Annotated in this window: 14 protein-coding genes and 2 tRNA genes; 8 read left to right on the forward strand and 8 right to left on the reverse strand. The window is 70.3% G+C overall.

The annotated features are described in order from the left end of the window. Positions 1 to 32 precede the first annotated feature (32 nt). The 3 genes from V3T34_RS19090 to V3T34_RS19100 all read left to right on the forward strand — a co-directional run bounded on the left by V3T34_RS19090 (position 33) and on the right by V3T34_RS19100 (position 2,673). Positions 33 to 1,394, forward strand: a complete 1,362-nt coding sequence (locus V3T34_RS19090) for an NAD(P)H-dependent oxidoreductase (RefSeq protein ID WP_091884081.1) — start codon at positions 33 to 35, stop codon at positions 1,392 to 1,394. Positions 1,395 to 1,465: 71 nt separating this feature from the next. Next, positions 1,466 to 1,789: a putative quinol monooxygenase gene (locus tag V3T34_RS19095; protein WP_060848062.1), complete on the forward strand. Its 324-nt coding sequence runs from the start codon at positions 1,466 to 1,468 to the stop codon at positions 1,787 to 1,789. After that, entirely contained in the window at positions 1,789 to 2,673 is an 885-nt protein-coding gene (locus tag V3T34_RS19100) for an NAD(P)-dependent oxidoreductase (protein WP_305077237.1), read from the forward strand. Before V3T34_RS19095 ends, V3T34_RS19100 begins: the two co-directional genes overlap by 1 nt. A gap of 30 nt (positions 2,674 to 2,703) precedes the next feature. On the opposite strand, the gene V3T34_RS19105 is transcribed toward V3T34_RS19100, so the two are convergent. The 3 genes from V3T34_RS19105 to qhpR all read right to left on the reverse strand — a co-directional run bounded on the left by V3T34_RS19105 (position 2,704) and on the right by qhpR (position 7,733). Next, entirely contained in the window at positions 2,704 to 4,248 is a 1,545-nt protein-coding gene (locus tag V3T34_RS19105) for a sensor domain-containing diguanylate cyclase (RefSeq protein ID WP_305077236.1), read from the reverse strand. 316 nt (positions 4,249 to 4,564) lie between these two features. Further along, entirely contained in the window at positions 4,565 to 6,244 is a 1,680-nt protein-coding gene (locus V3T34_RS19110) for a methyl-accepting chemotaxis protein (protein WP_305077235.1), read from the reverse strand. Between the two features lie 436 nt (positions 6,245 to 6,680). Continuing rightward, entirely contained in the window at positions 6,681 to 7,733 is a 1,053-nt protein-coding gene (gene qhpR, locus V3T34_RS19115) for an AraC-like transcriptional regulator QhpR (protein WP_305077234.1), read from the reverse strand. Positions 7,734 to 8,022: 289 nt separating this feature from the next. Between qhpR and V3T34_RS19120 the strand changes: the two genes are divergently transcribed. The 5 genes from V3T34_RS19120 to V3T34_RS19140 all read left to right on the forward strand — a co-directional run bounded on the left by V3T34_RS19120 (position 8,023) and on the right by V3T34_RS19140 (position 15,242). Next, positions 8,023 to 9,414 (forward strand): ethanolamine ammonia-lyase subunit EutB, encoded by a 1,392-nt coding sequence (locus tag V3T34_RS19120; protein ID WP_305077233.1) that lies wholly within the window; start codon positions 8,023 to 8,025, stop codon positions 9,412 to 9,414. Beyond that, positions 9,411 to 10,220, forward strand: a complete 810-nt coding sequence (gene eutC, locus V3T34_RS19125; protein ID WP_305077232.1) for an ethanolamine ammonia-lyase subunit EutC — start codon at positions 9,411 to 9,413, stop codon at positions 10,218 to 10,220. The genes V3T34_RS19120 and eutC overlap by 4 nt, the downstream gene beginning before the upstream one ends. Positions 10,221 to 10,276: 56 nt before the next feature. Further along, complete coding sequence (eat, locus tag V3T34_RS19130) at positions 10,277 to 11,656, forward strand: ethanolamine permease (RefSeq protein WP_305077231.1); 1,380 nt, start codon at positions 10,277 to 10,279, stop codon at positions 11,654 to 11,656. Positions 11,657 to 11,841: 185 nt separating this feature from the next. Then, a complete protein-coding gene (locus tag V3T34_RS19135) occupies positions 11,842 to 12,837 on the forward strand; it encodes a TorF family putative porin (protein WP_305077230.1) in 996 nt (331 codons plus the stop codon). A 359-nt stretch (positions 12,838 to 13,196) separates the two neighbouring features. Beyond that, positions 13,197 to 15,242: a methyl-accepting chemotaxis protein gene (locus V3T34_RS19140; RefSeq protein WP_305077229.1), complete on the forward strand. Its 2,046-nt coding sequence runs from the start codon at positions 13,197 to 13,199 to the stop codon at positions 15,240 to 15,242. 206 nt (positions 15,243 to 15,448) lie between these two features. Here V3T34_RS19140 and V3T34_RS19145 read toward each other — a convergent pair whose 3' ends face one another. The 5 genes from V3T34_RS19145 to kce all read right to left on the reverse strand — a co-directional run bounded on the left by V3T34_RS19145 (position 15,449) and on the right by kce (position 20,126). Next, on the reverse strand, positions 15,449 to 16,927 hold the full coding sequence (locus tag V3T34_RS19145) for a carbohydrate porin (RefSeq protein WP_331369265.1): 1,479 nt from the start codon (positions 16,925 to 16,927) through the stop codon (positions 15,449 to 15,451). 7 nt (positions 16,928 to 16,934) lie between these two features. Further along, a complete protein-coding gene (gene ppk2 / locus V3T34_RS19150; RefSeq protein ID WP_305077227.1) occupies positions 16,935 to 17,855 on the reverse strand; it encodes a polyphosphate kinase 2 in 921 nt (306 codons plus the stop codon). Positions 17,856 to 18,002: 147 nt separating this feature from the next. Then, positions 18,003 to 18,087: transfer RNA gene (locus V3T34_RS19155), tRNA-Tyr, on the reverse strand. Between the two features lie 149 nt (positions 18,088 to 18,236). Continuing rightward, a tRNA-Tyr gene (locus tag V3T34_RS19160) sits at positions 18,237 to 18,321 on the reverse strand. A gap of 875 nt (positions 18,322 to 19,196) precedes the next feature. Further along, entirely contained in the window at positions 19,197 to 20,126 is a 930-nt protein-coding gene (kce, locus tag V3T34_RS19165) for a 3,5-dioxohexanoate:acetyl-CoA acetone transferase (protein ID WP_060848053.1), read from the reverse strand. Positions 20,127 to 20,144 lie beyond the last annotated feature (18 nt).

A 20,144-nucleotide genomic window follows, 5' to 3' on the forward strand; every position in this document is an offset into this window, starting at 1 on the left:
GGACAAGAGCCGGTCGGCCCAGGAGGAAACCGATGAATCTCTCCACCCTGCTCCTCGCCCGTGCCGCGTCCGGCCGTCCGGTCCGCGTCGGCCTGATCGGCGCCGGCAAGTTCGGCTCGATGGTCCTGGCCCAGGCCCAGCGCATCGAGGGCATGCACGTCGTCGCGGTCGCCGATCTCGATGTCGGCCGCGCCCGCGCCTCGCTCGCCCGCGTCGACTGGCCCGAGGAGCGCTACTCGGCGACCTCGATGGGCGACGCCGTGAAGAGCGGCCGCACCTTCGTCACCGCCGATGCCGCCGCGCTCAGCGCCTGCGACGAGATCGAGTGCATCATCGAGGCGACCGGTCACCCGATCGCCGGCATCCGCCACGCCATCCAGGCGATCGACGCCCGCAAGCACGTCGTGATGGTCAACGTCGAGGCCGACGTGCTGTGCGGCCCGCTGCTCGCCGAGCGCGCCCGCCGCCAGGGGGTCGTCTACTCGATGGCCTACGGCGACCAGCCGGCGATCATCTGCGAGCTGGTCGACTGGGCCCGCTCCTGCGGCTTCGAGCTGACCTCGGCCGGCAAGGGCATGAACTTCGAGCCGCGCTACCGCTACTCCACCCCGGACACCGTGTGGGGCTTCTTCGGCTGGTCCGAGGAGGAGGTGAAGAAGGGCGACTTCAACCCGAAGATGTACAACTCGTTCACCGACGGCACCAAGGCGGCGATCGAGATGGCGGCGGTGGCCAATGGCACCGGGCTCGACTGCCCGGACGACGGCCTCGCCTTCCCGCCGACCGGCCTGCAGGACCTCGCCCGGGTCTTCCGCCCGGTCGCCGACGGCGGCCGCCTGCCGCGCTCGGGCCTCGTCGACATCGCGGCGAGCCAGGAGCCGGACGGCCGCGAGGTGTTCAACAACATCCGCTACGGCGTGTTCGTCACCTTCAAGGCGACGAGCGAGTACACCAAGGCCTGCTTCAAGCAGTACGGCCTGCTCACCGATCCGTCGGGCTGGTACGGCTCGATGTGGCGCCCGTTCCACATGATCGGCCTCGAGACCAGCATCAGCGTGCTGTCGGCGGTGCTGCGCAACGAGCCGACCGGCTGCTCGAAGGAGTTCCGCGGCGACGCGGTAGCGACCGCCAAGCGCGACCTCAAGCCCGGTGAGATGCTGGACGGCGAGGGCGGCTACGCGGTGTGGGCGAACGCGATCCCCGCCTCGAAGAGCCTGGCGCTCGGCGCCCTGCCGATCGGCCTCGCCCACAACGTGAAGCTCAAGCGCCCGGTCGCCCGCGACCAGATCGTGAGCGTCGACGACGTCGAACTGGTCGCCGACCTCGACGTCGTGGCCCTGCGCCGTCAGATGGAAGAGACCACCCGGCAGGCCGCGGCCGCGCAGGCGGCCTGACGGGACGCGCGGCGCCGGGCCCCCGGCGCCGCTGCCCGCCTCCGGCCTCTCTTCCTCGATCGGGATCCGCCATGTCCTCTTCCCGGCCCTTCGTGGTCATCGCCGAGTTCCGGGTGAAGCCCGGCTCCCTCGACGCCTTCCTCGACCTCGCCCACGACGACGCCCGCCGCTCCGTCGCCGACGAGCCCGGCTGCCGCGCCTTCGACGTCGCGGTGAGCGAGAGCGACCCGCTCGCTGTGGTGTTCTACGAGGTCTACGACGACCGCGCCGCCTTCGACGCCCATCTCGAGACCCCGCACCTCGCCCGGTTCCGGGCCGGCTTCCCGGCCCTGATCGAGGCGGAGCGGCCGGTGCGCTTCCTCGCCCGCAGCCTCAGCGGGGCGGAGCCCGCCTGATGGCCCTGACGATCGGATTCCTCGGCACCGGGATCATGGGCGCGCCGATGGCGCGCCATCTTGGTCGGGCCGGCCACGCGGTGCGGGCCTGGAACCGCTCCCCCGGCAAGGCCGCCGCCCTGGCGCAGGACGGGGTGAGCCTCGCCGCCGACCCGCGGGCGGCGGCGCAGGGCGCCGACGTGGTGGTCTGCATGCTGAGCTCCGGCCCGGTCTGCGACGAGATCCTGCTCGGGCCCGGCGGCGTCCTCCCGGCGATGGCGCCCGGGAGCCTCCTCGTGGTGATGAGCTCGATCCCGGTCGAGACGGCGCAGCGCCAGGCCGCAGCCGCGGCGGAGGCCGGCCTCCTCTACGTCGACGCCCCGGTCTCCGGCGGCGAGCGGGGGGCGGTCGCCGGCACGCTCGCGATCATGGCGGGCGGCAGCCCGGAAGCCTTCGCCCGGGCCGAGCCGGTGCTGTCCGCGATGGGGCGCCCGACCCATGTCGGGCCGGCCGGCTGCGGCCAGCTCGCCAAGCTCGCCAACCAGGCGATCGTCGCCTCGACCATCGTCACGGTCGCCGAGGCGATCACCTTCGTCGAGCGCGGCGGCGCCGACCCGGCCAAGGTCCGGGAGGCCCTGCTCGGCGGCTTTGCCGATTCGACGATCCTCAAGCAGCACGCCCTGCGGATGATCGAGCGCGACTTCGCCCCGGGCGGTCCGGCCAAGTACCAGGTCAAGGATACCGGCACGGCGCTCTCGCACGCCGCGACGCTGGGCCTGGCGCTCCCGGTCCTGTCCCTGGTCGACGGGCTCTTCTCCGAAATGGTCGCCGAGGGCGACGGCGACCTCGACCACAGCGCGGTGATCCGCGCGCTGCAGCGCCGCAACGGGCTGCCCCTGGGCTGAGGCTCCGGGCCCGCGCGGGGGCCGGCCCGGTCAGGCCGTCCCACCGGCCAGCGCGCAGGCCGGGCCGCTGGCGGGATCGCTCGCCGCGCCCGCCTGACAGGTCCGGTTGCGGCCGCGGGCCTTGGCCTCGTAGAGAGCGCGGTCGGCGCGGCGAAAGAGGTCGCCCGGGCTGCCGCCCTCGCTCGGCAGGCAGGCCGCGAGCCCGATGCTGACGGTGACCGGGCCGATGCCCGCGCCCTCCGCCGCGATGTCCAGCCCGGCGACCGCCTCGTGTACCGCCCGGGCGACGTTGGCGCCGCCGGGGACGTCGGTGCCCGGCAGGAGGATGGCGAACTCCTCGCCACCAACCCGGGCGACGACGTCGCTCGGCCGCCGCGCGCTCGCCGCGAGGGCGCGGGCCAGCGCCTGCAGCACCCGGTCGCCGACGGCGTGGCCGTGGCAGTCGTTGCAACGCTTGAAGTGGTCGGCATCGACGACCAGCAGGGCGACGGGGCCTCCCCCCACATCCGCCGCCGCCCAGGCCCGCGCGAACGCCTCCTCGAAATGGCGGCGGTTGGGGAGGGCGGTGAGGGCGTCGGTGCGGGAGAGCCGGGCCAGCTCGGCCTCCACGGCGTTGCGCCGGCGCAGCTCCCCGCCGACGAGGAGCGAGAGCCCCATGGTGAGGCCGCACAGCACGATCACGATGCAGCCGATCACCAGCGCCTTCGTGCGCCACTCGGCCTCGATCTCCCGGGTCGAGAGGGCGACGTTGAGGATGAGCGGCAGGATGCCGACCTGCGTGAAGGTGTAGAGCCGCTCGACGCCGTCGCTCGGGGTCAGGCCGACGAAGCGGCCGCGCCCCTCGCGCAGGAAGCGCTGGACGTTGGGCGAGAAGGCGAAGTTGGGGGCCAGCTCCACGTTGGGCTCGGGATAGCGCACGACGCGGGTGCCGTCGTGGAGGAAGAGGTTGATCGTGCCTGCCCGGCCGAGCTCGATCTGGTCGAACAGGCGGTTGAAGTAGGACAGCGACAGGCTGCCGAGCACGACCCCGCCGAAGGACCCGTCGGGCTTGTCGATCCGCCGGCTGAGGACGACGACAGGCGTGCCGGCGAGTTGCGAGATCAGGGGCTGGCTGATGTACAGCCCGAGGCCGGCCTGCGCCTTGTGCGCCCGGAAATAGGCGCGCTCGGCGTTGTTCAGGCGGCGGGCCGGCCACTGCGCCGCATCGAAGGCGGTGTCGCCGTTCTCGTCGAGGACGAGCATCACCCCGAGGTCCTTGGCGTTCACCGCGCGGTCGAACAGGATGCGCTGGCGCAACTCGGGATCGATCGTCTCGATGCCGGGCAGGGCGATGTTCTCGATCACGGCGCGCAGGGCGAGGTCGATGATCTCGACGTTGCGGTCGATGTCGCGCTCGATGACCTGGAGCAGGTTGCGCGAGGTCTGCTCGGCCTTCTCCCAGGCGTCCCGGCGCAGGTCGAGCAGCATCATCCCGCACACGGCGACCATGCCGAGCGGAGCCAGGATCCCGACCACGACCCAGGCCCGGGACGACCGGAGCCAGCGCGTGGCGCGCGCCGCCGGATCCGCCATCATCGGGTGCCGCTCCGGAGCCGGATCGGGATGGGACGGACGGCCCGGTGGCGACGGAGCGGCTGCGGCTTTCGGCGTTCCATGACCCTACGATTGCGGCTGTGGCTTTGGACACAACCTTGACGTAGAGGCATTGCAGAATTGCTAAGCGCGGACGCCGTTTTCCTGCGACGATTGCCGTCCCGCGACCCGTCCTCGCTCCGCTCGCCCGGACGGATGACCGCCCGGACAGACGTCGTATCGTCTTGCCTCGGGTGGACGGCGATCGCTGCAGGCGCGGTTCCGGCACGGCGTTCGCCGGGGCCGCACCGGCCCCGCGTCAGGCCGCCCGCACCGTCGCGAGGAAGCGCGCGACCTCGGCGGTCAGGTGCTCGGACTGGCGCGACAGCTCGGAGGAGGCCGAGAGCACCTGGCTTGCCGCCGCCCCGGTCTCCTCGGCCGCCCCCGCCACCCCGGCGATGTTGCCCGTGACCTCGCCGGCGCCGATGGCCGCCTGGGAGACGTTGCGGACGATCTCCTGGGTCGCCGCGCCCTGCTGCTCCACCGCCGCCGCGATCGAGGCCGCCACCGCGTTGATCTCCCGGATCCGCCCGGTGATCCCCTCGATCGAGGACACCGCCTGGCCGGTCGAGGCCTGGATGCGAACGATCTGCTCGGAGATCTCGCTCGTCGCCTTCGCGGTCTGCCCGGCCAGCGCCTTCACCTCGCCGGCCACCACCGCGAAGCCCTTCCCGGCCGCCCCGGCGCGGGCCGCCTCGATCGTGGCGTTCAGGGCCAGCAGGTTGGTCTGCTCGGCGATCGACGAGATCAGCCCGACCACGTCGCCGATCCGCGAGACGGCGGCGCTCAGCTCCTGCACCTGGGCGCCGGTCCGGTCGGCCTCGGCCACGGCGCGCTGGGCCAGGTCCGCCGAGCCGCCGACCTGGCGGCTGATCTCCTGGACCGAGGCGCCGAGCTCCTCGGCCGCCACCGCCACGGTGCCGACGTTCGAGGCGGCCTCCTCGGCGGCGGCCGCGACGGCGGTCGATTGCGCCGCGGTCTCGGCGGCGGTGCCGCTCATGGAACTGGCGGTCGCCTGCAGCTCGGTGGCCGCGGAGGCGACCATGCCGATGACGCCGCCGACCGCGGCCTCGAAGCCGTCGGCCATCTCGCGCATGGCGCGGCGGCGCTGCTCCTCGGCGGAGGCACGGGCGAGCGCGGTCTCCTCCTCCAGCGCGCGGGTGCGGGCGAGGTTGTCCTTGAATACCTGGAGGGCGGCGGCCATCTCGCCGAGCTCGCTGCGCTCGCCGGCATTCGGCACCGGGGCGGCGACGTCGCCCTCGGCCACCACCCGCATCACGCCGGCCATGCGCCGGATCGGGACCGAGATCGACGCCACCGCCATCCACGAGACCGCGAGCGTGACCGTGACGACGAGGGCGAGCACGACCGCGATCGCGAAGCGCGCACCGTCGCCGAGCGCGTCGGCGGTCGCGGCGGCCTTGCGGCCGTGGGCGTCGTTGAACTGGACGACGGCCTTGAGGGCGGCGCGGGCGGCGTTCAGCGTCGGCAGCATGCCGTCGAGGAGATAGTCGGACCCGCCCTTCTCGTCGCCGGCGCTCAGGCGGCGCAGGTATTCCTCGCCCATCTTCGAGTAGGCCGGGACGGTCTTGCGGATCGCCTCCCAGAGGTCCTCCTCGCCCGGGCTGACGTAGGGCGCGTATTCCGCGAGGTCGGCGTCGATCGCCGTCATGGTCTCCCGCAGGCGCCCAAGCGAGGCGGGCCGACGCTGCTCGCTGGAGAGCAGGTAGGCGAGCTGACGGCTGCGCAGCGTCTCGAAATCGGTCGCCAGGCGGCCGATGATGCGGGTCGAGGGAAGGGCGTTGCCGCTGAGTTCGGCGACCGCGACGCGAAGCTCCCCGAGGCGGTGATAGCAGAAGCCGCCCAGTCCCACGGTCAGGACGAGCAGAAGGGCAAGCGAGGCGATAAGGCGCACCCGGATGGTGAGGTTCGAGAGCATGACGAGCGCCCTGAGGATGGGAGCGTCATGAGGACTTAGAAATTCTTAAACATCGATTAATTTCGTTATAAAACTGCTCATTCGTCACGCAATTGCCGAGTGGGCAGGCAGTTCACCGAATGATTAACGTATCGACAGCGACTCTATTGATCGGCGGTATACCGTATAACGGCATGTTGTCGTGCGGAGCCTGAAAGAAGCTCGCACCAAATATCGATCGACTTCCCCACGTGGAGGGCGATCTTGGATCTGGAGAAACGATGCGGATTACGATGACGCTGAGCGCGCAATGCGTGGCATCGCCGTGAGCGACGACGAGTCGCAGCCGTGGCGAGAGCCGGGTCGAGACGAGCGGCGTCGGTCAGGGCCGCCCGCCCGGGCGCCTTCCCTGCGTCGCGGTCCGGGCGGGCGCGTCGGGGCGCCGCCGCATGCGCACTCACTGGACGCGGGATCGACCGCCCTCGATCCGATGCATCTTGCGGAAGCGCAGGGGCGAGATCCCGAACCAGCGGCTGAAGGCGCGCACGAAGGCGCTCGGCTCCGAATAGCCCAGATCGTAGGCGATCTGCGCGATGTCGAGCTGGCCTTCGAGCAGGGTCCGGCGCCCCTCCACCCGGCGGACCTGCTCGACGAGGTCGGCGAAGCTGGCATTCTCCTCGACGAGGCGCCGCTGCAGCATGCGCGCGGGCATGTGCAGGACGCGGCTGGCCCCGTCGAGCGAGACCGAGCCGCTGGCGATGTTCCGGCGGATGTAGTCCTCGGTCATCGCGGCGACGGACTGCGCCGGCTTGCAAAAGCCCAGGGTCTTGATGTTGTGGCACATGAGCCGCAGCAGGGCCGGGTCCGCCTGCGGCATCGGGGCGACGGCCCTCTCCGGCCGGAACAGCAGGGCGTTGGTCCGGCTCTCGAAGCGGACCGGCGCACCGAAGGCGGCCTCGATGCTGCGCCAGTTCTCGGTCCTGGCATGTTCGAGGTGGACCTCGTCCGGGCACCAGTCCCGGCCGGCGCAATGCCGGAAGACGTTGCAGAACATGCCGAGCGTCAGCACCGCGTCCTGGCTGCGGTGGGCGATGCGGGCATCGTCGATCCGGTAGGTCAGGTGATAGAACGGGTTGCGGAAGATCAGCTCGGTCGAGGTCTCCTGCTGGTGATAGCGGAAGTGGCTGGCGAGGTTCTCGGCCGCGTGCAGCGCGTCGTCCGACGATAGCGCGATGTAGCCGATGAGGCCGAGCTGGCTCGGCCGGAACTGCTGGCCGTAGGCGAGGCCGAAGTCGTCGTCGCCGGAGCGCCGGGCCGCGAGGTCGAGGACGGTGCAGTACCCGTCGAGGCTCAGCGGCGCCACCGGATCGGCGAGGCTGGCCTGGTCGATCCCGGCGTGACCCAGGATCGTGTCCAGGCAGAGCCGGCGCGATTCGATGAAGCCCGCCAGCCCCGTCGCGGCGGCGGACAGGAGCTTCGGCGTGCCGACGGCGGGGGCGAGGGCGGCCATGCGGGCGGTCTCCTCCAAAAGACCTCGGGCGAGAGACCTCTGACGAAGCCCCCGTGCACGTCGTCGACATGCATGTCCTGGACCGTTTCTTGGATCGTTTCGGTCGTCGGCATGGCGCCCGGCCCCGGACGAGGTCGAGAACGTCCGCCTCTGTCGCGATCTGTCAGTTTTCCGGATTCCGCTGTCAATCCGGACGGACGGGCGAGGTGCTAAAACACATGCCTGCTTCACCGTAACGTCGGACATGGTTTCGTTCCGTTACGGCGCGCCTGAGTTGAGGGGCACCGCCATGGCACGTTATCACTGCACGCTGGGGGGCGAGCGGCATGGCTTCGCGGATCTGAGAATCCTGCTCGCCGCCGCCTCGGCGCCGAAATCCGGCGACGGGCTCGCGGGCCTCGCCGCGGGCAGCGCCAAGGTGCGCATGGCCGCGCGCTTCGCCCTCGCCGACCTGCCGCTCAAGACCTTCCTGGAGGACCTCGTCGTGCCCTACGAGGACGACGAGGTGACGCGCCTCATCGTCGACACCCACGACCGGGCGGCCTTCGCGCCCGTGTCCTCGCTCACGGTCGGCGAGTTCCGCGACTGGCTGCTCTCGGACGCGGCCGATGCCGCCGCCCTCGCCGCCCTCGCCCCGGGCCTGACGCCCGAGATGGTCGCGGCGGTGTCGAAGCTGATGCGCAACCAGGACCTGATCGGCGTCGCGAGGAAGTGCCGGGTCGTCACCGCGTTCCGCACCACGCTCGGGCTCGAGGGGCGGCTCGCCACCCGGCTCCAGCCCAACCACCCGACCGACGACACGCGCGGCATCGCCGCCAGCACCCTCGACGGCCTGCTCTACGGCGTCGGCGACGCCGTGATCGGCATCAATCCTGCCACCGACAACGTTTCCAACGCGGTCGCCCTGATGGACATGCTCGATACGCTGCGTCAGGAGTACCGGATCCCGACGCAGACCTGCGTGCTCACCCACGTCACCAACTGCATCGAGATCATGAACCGGGGCGCGCCGGTCGATCTGGTGTTCCAGTCGGTGGCGGGCACGCAGGCCGCCAATGTCGGCTTCGGGGTCGACCTCGCGGTACTTCGCGAGGCCCACGACGCCGCCCGCACCCTCGACCGGGGCACGGTCGGGCAGAACGCGATGTATTTCGAGACCGGCCAGGGCTCGGCCCTGTCCTCGGGCACCCATCACGGCGTCGACCAGCAGACCGTCGAGACCCGTGCCTACGCGGTCGCCCGCGCCTTCGCGCCGCTCCTCGTCAACACCGTGGTGGGCTTCATCGGCCCCGAATATCTCTACGACGGCAAGCAGATCATCCGGGCCGGGCTCGAAGACCATTTCTGCGGCAAGCTGCTCGGCCTGCCGATGGGCTGCGACGTCTGCTACACGAACCATGCCGAGGCCGACCAGGACGACATGGACGACCTGATGACGCTGCTCTCGGCAGCGGGCTGCACCTTCCTGATCGCGGTGCCGGGCTCCGACGACGTGATGCTGAACTACCAGAGCCTGTCGTTCCACGACATCCTCTACCTGCGCTCGCTGCTCGGGGTCCGCCCGGCCCCCGAATTCGAGGCCTGGCTCGCCGAGATGGGGGTGACGGGCGGGGGCGCCCGCCGGCCGGCGCAGCTCGAGGCCCGCTTCGTGCGCCAGCTCGTCGACGGGCGCGTGGCATGAGCCGGCGCGACGACGAGCGGACCCCGACCGAGCGCCCCGGCACCGCGCCCGCCACCGACCCGTGGGCGCTGCTGCGGACGCTGACGCCGGCCCGCATCGGCCTCGGGCGGACCGGAAACGCCATCCCGATGCGCGCCGTGCTGGAGTTCCAGTACGCCCACGCCCTTGCCCGGGACGCCGTCCACGATGCCCTCGACACCGAGGCGCTGTGCCGGGCCCTGGAGCCGCTGCCGACGCTCCGGGTCGCCAGCAACGCCCCCGACCGCGCCACCTACCTGCGGCGCCCGGATCTCGGCCGGATGCTCGCCCCGGAGAGCCATGCCGCCTTCGCGGGGATCGCGCCGGCCGAGATCGCCATCGTGGTCGCCGACGGGCTGTCGGCCACCGGCGTGCAGGCCCACGCGGCGGCGCTGGTCCATGCCTGCGCGGCGGCGCTGGCGGGGTTCCGCCTCGCCCCGGTCGTCGTGACGACGCAGGGGCGGGTGGCGCTCGGCGACGACGTGGCCGCCTGCCTGGGCGCGGCTTTGTGCGTGATGATCGTCGGCGAGCGGCCGGGCCTCACCGTCTCCGACAGCCTCGGGATCTACCTGACCTACGCCCCCCGGCCGGGCCGGCAGGATTCCGAACGCAACTGCATCTCGAACATCCATCCGAACGGCGGCCTGAGCGCCGAGCAGGCCGCCCGCAAGCTCGGATGGCTGGCCCGCGAAGCAATGAGCCGGAAGCTGTCCGGTGTCGGCCTGAAGGACGACATGCCGGCCGCCCTGGGCACGCAGTCCGGCGCACCCAGGATCGCCGGCTCCTGAGGTCTACAGACAACGAAAACTGAAGATCAACCATCGACCGACAGAGGGGAACCGTCATGTCCGAAGCGCCCGTCAACCTGCACAAGGGGCTGAACGCCTTCCATCTCTGGGGCATCGCCGTCGGCCTGGTGATCTCCGGAGAGTATTTCGGCTGGAGCTACGGCTGGGCCCAGGCGGGGACCCTGGGCTTCCTGATCACCACGGCGCTGGTCGCGGTGATGTACATCGCCTTCATCTTCAGCTTCACCGAGCTGACGACCGCGATCCCGCAGGCGGGCGGTCCCTTCGCGTACGCGCTGCGCGCCTTCGGCGAGACCGGCGGGGCCATCGCGGGCTTCGCCACCCTGATCGAGTTCGTGTTCGCCCCGCCGGCGATCGCGCTCGCCATCGGCGCCTACCTCAACGTGCAGTATCCGGGCCTCGACCCGAAGCACGCCGCGCTCGGCGCCTACATCATCTTCATGGGCCTCAACATCGTCGGGGTGCAGATCGCCGCCACCTTCGAGCTGGTAGTGACGGTGCTGGCGGTCGGCGAGCTGCTGGTCTTCATGGGCGTCGTCGCCCCGGCCTTCAGCATCTCGAACTTCGTCGCCGGCGGCTGGGCCGGCCAGGACACGTTCAGCCCCGCCGCGATCGGCGGCATGTTCGCCGCGGTGCCGTTCGCGATCTGGTTCTTCCTCGCGATCGAGGGCGTCGCCATGGCGGCGGAGGAGGCCAAGGACCCCAAGCGCACGATCCCGATCGCCTACATCACCGGCGTCCTGACGCTGACCGCGCTCGCCTTCGGGGTGATGCTGTTTGCCGGCGCCGCCGGCGACTGGAAGTCGCTCGCCGACCTCAACGACCCGCTGCCGCAGGCGATGAAGCGCGTCGTCGGCGAGTCGAGCGGCTGGCTGCACATGCTGGTCTGGCTCGGCCTGTTCGGCCTCGTCGCCTCCTTCCACGGCATCATCATGGGCTACGGCCGGCAGATCTTCGCCCTCGCCCGGGCCGGCTTCCTGCCCGCCATCTTCGCCCGGCTGCACCCGCGCTTCCAGACGCCGCATCTCGCGACGCTCGCCGGCGGCGCGGTCGGCATCGCGGCGATCTACAGCGACAACCTCGTCAGCATCGCCGGGCAGTCGCTTACCGCCAGCATCGTGACCATGGCGGTGTTCGGGGCGCTGACGATGTACATCGTCAGCATGGCGGCCCTGTTCCGGCTGCGCCGCACCGAGCCGGGCCTCGCCCGCCCGTACCGCGCGCCGCTCTACCCGGCGGCGCCGCTGGCGGCCCTGGCGATGGCGGCGGTCTGCTTCGTCGCGCTCGTCGTCTACAACCTGCAGATCTTCGTGATCTTCGCCCTCGTGATCGCCGCCGGCACCGCAGCCACCCTGCTGATCCGGCGCCTTCGGCGCGCGGCCGTGCCCGGCCGCGCCGCGGGCGAACTCGCCTAACGGCGGGCCCACGCGAACGGGCCCCGTCCTTTCGCGAGGCACCCGACCGCCCCCCGTCCCCGGCAGGGGCGGGGGGAGGGCCCCCGGCGGTCCGCACGCGACCGCCCGTCCCGCGGACCATCCGGCCGGCGGGGCACCCCCGGATGACAGACCTGCAACGACCGCACGAGCGAGCCCGGAAGACCATGAGCCCCGTCACGACCGCCAGAGCGCTCTCCCTCGCGGCAGGATTCCTGCTCGTCCCCGCTCTCGGCGGGGCCGCGATCGCGGCCGACACGTCGGCGCCGGCCGAGGTGCCAGCGGCGGCCGGGCCGAAGCCGGTCATCGATTTCTCCCTCGGCGCCCGTTACCAGACCGACTACAACTTCCGCGGCGTGAGCCAGTCGGACCGCCGCGGCAGCGTGCAGACCTTCTTCGAGGCGCAGTACTTCGACAACCTGCTCTATACCGGGATGGCGACCTACCAGACCCGCCTGCCGACCCGGCCCGACATGGAGTTCGACCTGATCGCCGGCATCCGGCCGAAGTTCGACAAGTTCACCTTCGACCTGGCGATCTACTACTATAACTACCCGAACGAGCGCCGCGCCTTCCTGGTCGACGCCACCGGTGCGCCCTTCTACGCCACGACCGCGAACTCGGACTTCTACGAGGGCGGCGGCAAGGTCTCCTACGCCTACGACGACAACCTGGTGCTCGGCGCGGCCCTGTTCCACTCGCCGAACTTCTTCGGGACGCACGCGATCAGCACCTACGCGGCGGGCAACTTCGCCTACACATTGTCGCCCGAGATGTTCCCGACGCTGCCGGCCTCCCTCGTCGGCGGCCTCACCATCTCGGGCGAGGTCGGCCACTTCACGCTGACGAGCGCGAAGAACTCCACCACCGGCTTCAACGCGGATATCGGACGCTTCAACTCGTTCAATCTGCCGAGCTACTGGTACGGCAACGTCGGCGTCTCCTACGCGTACAAGAACCTCCTGCTCGACCTGCGCTACCACACCGCCGGTCTGGACAGGCGGGAATGCTTCGCGCTCACCGGGGACCTGCGGGGCTTCTCCAACGGCGGCACCTCGCGCTGGTGCGGCGACGCGGTCATCGGCTCGATCACCTGGCAACTCTCGACGGCGTCGCCTGGCATCTATTCGGAGCCGGCCGGCATCCTGGGCTTCTTCAGGTAGTCGTCCGCCCCCGGGCCCGCGGATCCACCTCGCGCCACGTCCGGCCAGGAGCCGGGCGTGGCTTTCGCGCGTCGCAAGTGCAGCCGGGATCGGCCGTCGTCCTCGTGACGCGACGACCCAAGGCAAGGCATGACATGGCGGGGGAAATATCGGTCGGCGCCCGCATTCGCGACTGCTTGACGAAACGAGACGATCACCTACTCACACGTTAAGTCGTGCCGGACGGCCTTTCGCGAACGCGAATAAGCAATTCATAATCCCTTTTTAACACTACAGGCGCAGGTTACGCCGATCACGCGACTGCGCACCACGCCGGCCCGGTGCCGGCGCGGCTTGCATTTCACCCTCGAGATCGCACGATGCCCAACCTCAGAAGCATAAAGTCGCGCCTGACGCTCGGTGGCGGCATCGTCACGATCGTCGCGATGGCGACCGTCACGCTCAGCGGCTCGTACTTCATGTACCGCTCGTCGGAGGACGCGGCCAACCGGGAGATGAAGACCCTTCTCGACCGCTACGCCAACGACGTCTCGCTCAGGATCGTCGCGGGATCGGCAGTCGCCGCCACGGTGGCGAACGCCGTGTCAGGCGTCGTCGCATCGGGATCGCCCGACCGCCAGGCGGTCGAGCAGATGATGAAGGTCGTGATCGACCGCAATCCCGACATTCTCGGGCTGTCGGTCGGCATGGAGCCCGACGCCTTCGACCGCAAGGACGGCGATCTTGGCCGGTTCATCCCCTACGCCTTCCGCAAGCCGGACGGGGCGGTGGGCATCGAGAAGCTCGGCATGACGGCGGCGGACGGCGTCGAGGAGTGGTACGACAAGCCGGTGCGGGAGAACCGCTCGCGCATCCTGAATCCCTATACCTACACCGTCGACGGCAAGAGCGTCCTGATGACGACGGCCGTGGGCATCGTGCGCAACAAGGCCGGCGCGGCCATCGGCATGGCGGGCGTGGACATGGGCCTCGCCCAGCTCCAGGCCTTCGCCGGCGGCCTCGCCCCCCTGGGCGTCGGGCGGATCACGATCGCGGCCGGCGGCTCCTGGGTCGCGAATCCGGATGCCGCGCTCCTGGGCAAGCCCATCGAGCGGCCGGAGGTCGCCAGGCTCGTCCAGGCGTCCGACCGCGCCGACGGCCCGGTCGTCGAGCTGCACCGGAACCAGGACGGGTCGCGCGATTTCGTCTCGGCCGTGCCGGTGCGCTTCCCGGGCGTGGCGGAACGCTGGCACGTCGTCATGACCATTCCGCACGACGCGGCCCTCGCCGGCGCGCGCTCGGCGCTGAACATGATGATCGTGACCTCGGCCCTGATCCTCGCCCTCGTACTCGCCACGGTCTTCGTCTCGGCGCGCTCGTTCGTCCGGCCGATCGACCGGGCGACGCGGCGGATGACCGGCCTGGCGAATGGCGACGTCGCGTCGGCGATCCCGGACCTGACCCGCCGCGACGAGATCGGCGACATGGCCCGCGCCGTGGCGGTGTTCCGCGACAACGCCGTCGCCCGCCTCGACCTCGAGGCGGCCCAGGCCGCCGAGCAATCCGCCCGCCAGCGCCGGGCCGACCGGGTCGACGCCCTGGTCAAGGGCTTCCAGCACAAAATCGCCCGCTCGCTCGAGATCGTCACCTCGGCGGCCACCGAGCTCGACGCCACCGCCCGGGCGATGACCCACGTCGCCGACACCACCAACCGGCAAGCCGTGGCCTCGAGCGCGGCCGCCGAGCAGACCTCGGTCAACGTGCAGACGGTGGCCTCGGCCGCCGAGGAGATGGTCTCCTCGCTCCACGAGATCCAGCGCCAGGTGCTGCGCTCCAACGAGGTGGCCACCCATGCCGCCCGCGAGGCCGAGGCCAGCGGCTCGGCCATGGCCGAGCTCGGCACCGCCTCCGAGCAGATCGGGGCGGCGGTGACGACGATCTCGTCGATCGCCGCCCAGACCAACCTTCTGGCGCTCAACGCCACGATCGAGGCGGCCCGGGCCGGCGAGGCGGGCCGCGGCTTCGCGGTCGTCGCGGCGGAGGTCAAGGAACTGGCCGGCCAGACCACCCGGGCGACCGAGGAGATCGGCGGCCAGATCACCGCGATCCAGAGCGCGACCGGCCGGGCCACCGAGGCGATCCTGCAGATCGGCCGGACGATCGCGTCGATCAACGAGATCTCCGGGATGATCGCCTCCACGGTCGTGCAGCAGACCGGGGCGACGGCGGAGATCTCCCGCAACGCCGCCGAGGCGGCGCACGGCACGCAGGACGTGTCGGCCAACGTGGCGCGGGTGCTGACCTCCGCCAACGAGACCGGCCGTGCCGCCTCGCAGGTCCTCGACGCGGCCGCCGAGCTGGCGAGCCAGTCGCTGAGCGTCAAGCAGGAGGTCGACATCTTCCTGAACGACATCCAGGCCGCCTGACCGCACCCGCGCGGGGAAGCCGGGGAGCGGATGGCCCCCCGTGCCAGGATGGCGCCGAGCCGAGGCTTCGCGCCTCCTGCACCACACCCCCTGGCCGGCCCGGCGGCTGGAGCATTTTCCGACGAAGTGGAAACCGGTTCGTCGGGGAAAAGCGACAAGACAAAGGCTTAGAGAGCTTCGCGATGGCAACGCGATCGTGAAGTGCTCTAGTAGTTGATCGTCGCCCGCAGGCCCATCACGGTGGCGTTCTTCAGCCGGCGGCCGGCGTCGTCGGCGAGGCCGCCGCCGGGCCGCATGACGAATTGCAGGTCGGGCTGGAGCGTGAAGCCGGGCAGCACCTCGGCCTGGTAGGTCGCCTCGATCACCACCTCGCTCGACCGGATCGGGCCGGACCCCTGGCCGAACAGGATCGTGTCCCGGTCGAAGGCCCGGGCCGCCGGGCCGATGCGCGAATAGATCACCCCGAGCGCCACGGTGTCGTTGGGCCGGCCCGGCAGCAGGCCTTTGTAGGCGAGGCCGCCGTCGACGTAGAGATCGATCAGGTTGCGGTCGCCCGGCACCTTCGACATCCGCAGGAAGGCGCTGGCGCCCTCGTCCTCGGTGCCGGGCTCGCGATAGAGCGTCTGGTCGATGATGCCGTAGACGCCGCGGTCGCCGCGAAAGCGCCGGGCGATGCCGCTCGATTCCGGATCGGCGAGCAGGCGGCCCGACACGCTGTCGAGGCGCGGGCTGTCGAAACCGCCGAAATGCTGCCAGCCGCCGAGCGTCGCGGTGCCGTGCAGGCTCTCGCCCCACAGGTCGAGCGTGTAGGCGTAGGCGACCTCGCCGATCACCAGCGGCGGGTCGGCGACCCGGAAGCTGGTGCCGGTGCGGTTGAGGCGCTGCGGATCGGTGTCGTCGCCCCGGCGCCGGCCCGCGGGATCGCCGTCGAAGATCGCCGCCTGGACCGACAGGCGCTCGTCGGGCACGTACTTCACCCGCACCGCCGGGGTGGCGAGCGGATAGATCGGTCCGCCGCTCGGCAGCACCACGGCGCCGATGTTGGGCCAGCCGAAGCCCGCATTGAAGAACACTACCGCCGACTGGGCGATGGCGAACTCGGTATCGGCCGAGACCTGTCCGACCTTGATCGAGAGCGTGTTGTCGAACAGGCTCTGCTCGAGCCACAATTCGAACAGCCGGGTCGCCGGCAGCGCCTCGATGCCGCTCACCGTCGTCAGGTTGTCGACGTAGGAGCGCGACATCCCGTGGCCGTGGATCTGGAAGAAGTCGGTGTGGAGCTTCGCCCCGGTCCAGCCGGCGAGCTTGTCGAGGTCGACGTCGAGGGAGGTGTCGAGGCGGCCGCCATAGGTGACGCCGCGCTTCAGGCCGCCGCGCAGGTTCGCCAGGCCCTCGCCGATATAGGTGATCGTATAGGTGATGCCGCGCTCGGCCAGGAACGCGCGGGCGCCGAACGGGTCGCCGTAGGGGCCGAGCGACGACTGGATCGAGCCGCCGATCGTCAGCGAGACCTGGTCGGAGGTGCGCGCCTGGGCGATGGCGGTCTGCGGGTCGCCGCCGGCGCCCGTGAGGGGAAAGCGCGCCAGGATCGGCAGGGTCGGGCCCGGCGCGGCCTGCTGCGCCGCGGCCCCGCCCGCGGCGAGACCGAGGCCAGCGAGGACCGCCGCCGCGCGCCAATCCCTCATGCCGGGCTCAGTACCGGGCCGGCACGTACATCTCGGCCGGAACCGGGCCGCGGACGTAATCGGGGTTGCGCACCCGCTCGGGCAGGTGGACGGACGGGCGCTCGACGGTGCCGTACGGGACCTGCTCCAGCAGGTGGCCGATGCAGTTGAGGCGGGCGCGCTGCTTGTCGACCGCGTCCACCACCCACCAGGGCGCCTCGGGGATGTGGGTGCGGGCCAGCATGTCCTCCTTGGCCCTGGTGTAGCTCTCCCAGCGCCGGCGCGATTCGACGTCCATCGGGCTGAGCTTCCACTGCTTGAGCGGATCGCGGATCCGCATCTCGAATCGGTGGGCCTGCTCGGCGTCGGTGATCGAGAACCAGTACTTCACCAGGATGATGCCCGAGCGCACCAGCATGCGCTCGAACTCCGGCACCGAGCGGAAGAACTCCTCGACGTCGGCCTCGGAGCAGAAGCCCATGACGCGCTCGACGCCGGCCCGGTTGTACCAGGAGCGGTCGAACAGCACCATCTCGCCGCCGGTCGGCAGGTGGCTGACGTAGCGCTGGAAGTACCACTGGCCGCGCTCGCGCTCGTTCGGAGCGGGAAGGGCGGCGACGCGGCAGACCCGCGGGTTGAGCCGCTGGGTGATGCGCTTGATGACGCCGCCCTTGCCGGCGGAATCGCGCCCCTCGAACAGCACCACGACCTTCAGCTTGTGGGCCTGGACCCAGTCCTGGAGCCGGACCAGCTCGTGCTGCAGGCGCAGGAGTTCGCGGAAGTAGAAGCGCCGGTCGAGGTCCGGGCCGGCGCCCTCGCGCGGCGGCACGAGGCCGGCGAGGCGCTCCTCCTCCATCTCGAGCTCCAGCTCCTCGTCGTAGGCGTCCGCGATCTCGCGCCGGAGCGCCTCGATCACCGCCGATTGCTGCGACGCCTCGAACTCGCCCATGGTCGTGATTCCCGCTCCGGTTCGTCCGACCGGGAGCCTTACCCGCCGTCCCGTGACAGTATCGAGAAGCAGGCCGGCCGGCACGTCGAGGGACGACACCGTGCACAACGTCGAAGGATCTCGGTGACCGGAATGAAGGAGTAGAAGTGGTGGGGGAAGTAGGACTCGAACCTACGAAGGCATAGCCAGCGGATTTACAGTCCGCCCCCTTTGCCGCTCGGGACATTCCCCCACGCTGCCGTCGCCGGCAGGGGCCGCCGCACGAGCGGCGGGTCCTTATGATGGTGCCGCCCGTCCCTGTCAAGGTAACGGCACAGCCCCACGATCCCGTCCGCGACGCCTCGAAGCGGCCACGATCACGGGACTAGACTGAAAACAGAATGGTGGGGGAAGTAGGACTCGAACCTACGAAGGCATAGCCAGCGGATTTACAGTCCGCCCCCTTTGCCGCTCGGGACATTCCCCCACGCTGCCGTCGCCGGCAGGAGCCGCCTCTCGGCGACGGGGCCCTTATGGTGGGGTGCTCGGGGGGTGTCAAGCCGCGATCCGTGGCCGGCTCACCGGATCCGTCTTCGTGCGGTTTCCAATCCTCAACATTCGACGGAAGATGACGACGCGAGGCTCCGGCCATGACACGCAGGACTATATGCAATGCGACGATTCAGAGCCATTCGCCGGAACAGATCTTACACAATTATCATTGATATAAACAAAATAATGACTTCTATGATTTCTTTCGAGATCTGCGTTCGCCGGTGCGGGCGGGTCAAGGGCTGGACGTTCCCCCCGACGAACGACCTTTCACCCACACGCCTCAGGCAGGCTGCGCCGCGCCGGGCGGGGTGGCTCGCGACCGGCAATACGGCCGCCGGAGGAGCTATTCCGCAAAGCCGTTCATCGGAGCCTGTTTGAGTTGCGACGACACGATCGCGAGGAGATTTTTTTCCTACTCTCTGCCTCATGCCGAGGCATGAACGCAGTGAGCCTCGAGGGAGGGATCCCGCGATTTCGGAGACTTCTGGATCCCACCTTCGAGTTCAGTCGATCTTTGATCGCGTGCGATCTCCGATCACCGACATCTCGGGATGAGGCTGCCGGCAGGATGGTGTCTGTCGATCGGTCAAACAGGCCTTGGCACCGAGGCCTCTATGCGAGAGATCGGGCTCACCGTCGCGAAGCGAACGGTCGGGACTCGCACGCGAGCCCGGCCGCTCAGTCCTGGAAGAGCGTCGAATGCTCCAGGGCGTTTTCAAGACACAGCGGATGACGGTTCACCGGCAGAAACTTCGGCACGATCAGAGACGTAGAGCCGCCCCGGCTGTGATGCGATCCGGCGCGGCTCTAGAAGTTCACCCGGTCGCCGCCCTTCAGCGCCAGGATCTCGCGGGCGTCGTCCGGCGTCGCCACGTCGAGGCCCAGGCCCTCGATGATCTGGCGCGCCTTCAGGACCTGCTGGGCGTTCGACTCGGCCATCCTCCCGGGCCCGATCCACAGCGAATCCTCCAGCCCCACCCGGACGTTGCCGCCGAGCGCGATCGCCTGGGCGGCGATGGTCATCTGGTTGCGGCCCGCGCCCAGCACCGACCAGTGGTAATCGGCGCCGAACAGCCGGTCGGCGGTGCGCTTCATGTGCTGCACGTCCTCGGGGTGCTGGCCGATGCCGCCGAGGATGCCGAACACGCTCTGGACGAAGAAGGGCGGCTTGATCACGCCGCGATCGGCGAAGTGGGAGAGCGTGTAGAGGTGGCCGATGTCGTAGCACTCGACCTCGAACCGGGTGCCGCTCTCGGCGCAGGTCGTCAGGATGTGCTCGATGTCGGCGAAGGTGTTCTTGAAGATCCGGTCGCGCGAGCCCTCCAGGTAGGGCTGCTCCCAGTCGTGCTGGAACGTCTTGAACCGCGACAGCATCGGGTAGAGGCCGAAATTCATCGACCCCATGTTGAGCGAGGCGACCTCGGGCTTGAAATGCGCCGCCGGCCCGAGGCGCTCGTCGATGCCCATGGTCGGGGCCCCGCCGGTGGTGAGGTTCACCACGCAGTTCGAGCGCTGCTTGATGACCTTCAGGAAGGGCTCGAAGGCCGCCGGAGACTGGTCGGGCTTGCCGGTCTTCGGGTCGCGGGCGTGCAGGTGGACGATGGCCGCGCCCGCCTCCGCCGCGCCGATCGCGGCCTCGGCGATCTCGTCGGGGGTCACCGGCAGGTGCGGCGACATCGAGGGCGTGTGGATCGCCCCGGTGACGGCGCAGGTGATGACGACTTTTCTCTTGGCCATGGGAATGTCCTCCTGAAC

This window comes from Methylobacterium ajmalii (genome assembly GCF_036448855.1).
Taxonomy (GTDB): domain Bacteria; phylum Pseudomonadota; class Alphaproteobacteria; order Rhizobiales; family Beijerinckiaceae; genus Methylobacterium; species Methylobacterium ajmalii.

What these genes read in the sequence shown, in the direction of transcription:
- ppk2 (WP_305077227.1), bottom strand. Translation starts at nt 17,855, where the DNA reads ATGGGCGAGTTCGAGGCGTCGCAGCAATCGGCGGTGATCGAGGCGCTC.
- V3T34_RS19120 (WP_305077233.1), top strand. Translation starts at nt 8,023, where the DNA reads ATGGCACGTTATCACTGCACGCTGGGGGGCGAGCGGCATGGCTTCGCG.
- eutC (WP_305077232.1), top strand. Translation starts at nt 9,411, where the DNA reads ATGAGCCGGCGCGACGACGAGCGGACCCCGACCGAGCGCCCCGGCACC.
- eat (WP_305077231.1), top strand. Translation starts at nt 10,277, where the DNA reads ATGTCCGAAGCGCCCGTCAACCTGCACAAGGGGCTGAACGCCTTCCAT.
- V3T34_RS19145 (WP_331369265.1), bottom strand. Translation starts at nt 16,927, where the DNA reads ATGAGGGATTGGCGCGCGGCGGCGGTCCTCGCTGGCCTCGGTCTCGCC.
- V3T34_RS19110 (WP_305077235.1), bottom strand. Translation starts at nt 6,244, where the DNA reads ATGCTCTCGAACCTCACCATCCGGGTGCGCCTTATCGCCTCGCTTGCC.
- kce (WP_060848053.1), bottom strand. Translation starts at nt 20,126, where the DNA reads ATGGCCAAGAGAAAAGTCGTCATCACCTGCGCCGTCACCGGGGCGATC.
- V3T34_RS19135 (WP_305077230.1), top strand. Translation starts at nt 11,842, where the DNA reads ATGAGCCCCGTCACGACCGCCAGAGCGCTCTCCCTCGCGGCAGGATTC.
- V3T34_RS19100 (WP_305077237.1), top strand. Translation starts at nt 1,789, where the DNA reads ATGGCCCTGACGATCGGATTCCTCGGCACCGGGATCATGGGCGCGCCG.
- V3T34_RS19090 (WP_091884081.1), top strand. Translation starts at nt 33, where the DNA reads ATGAATCTCTCCACCCTGCTCCTCGCCCGTGCCGCGTCCGGCCGTCCG.
- V3T34_RS19140 (WP_305077229.1), top strand. Translation starts at nt 13,197, where the DNA reads ATGCCCAACCTCAGAAGCATAAAGTCGCGCCTGACGCTCGGTGGCGGC.
- V3T34_RS19095 (WP_060848062.1), top strand. Translation starts at nt 1,466, where the DNA reads ATGTCCTCTTCCCGGCCCTTCGTGGTCATCGCCGAGTTCCGGGTGAAG.
- V3T34_RS19105 (WP_305077236.1), bottom strand. Translation starts at nt 4,248, where the DNA reads ATGATGGCGGATCCGGCGGCGCGCGCCACGCGCTGGCTCCGGTCGTCC.
- qhpR (WP_305077234.1), bottom strand. Translation starts at nt 7,733, where the DNA reads ATGGCCGCCCTCGCCCCCGCCGTCGGCACGCCGAAGCTCCTGTCCGCC.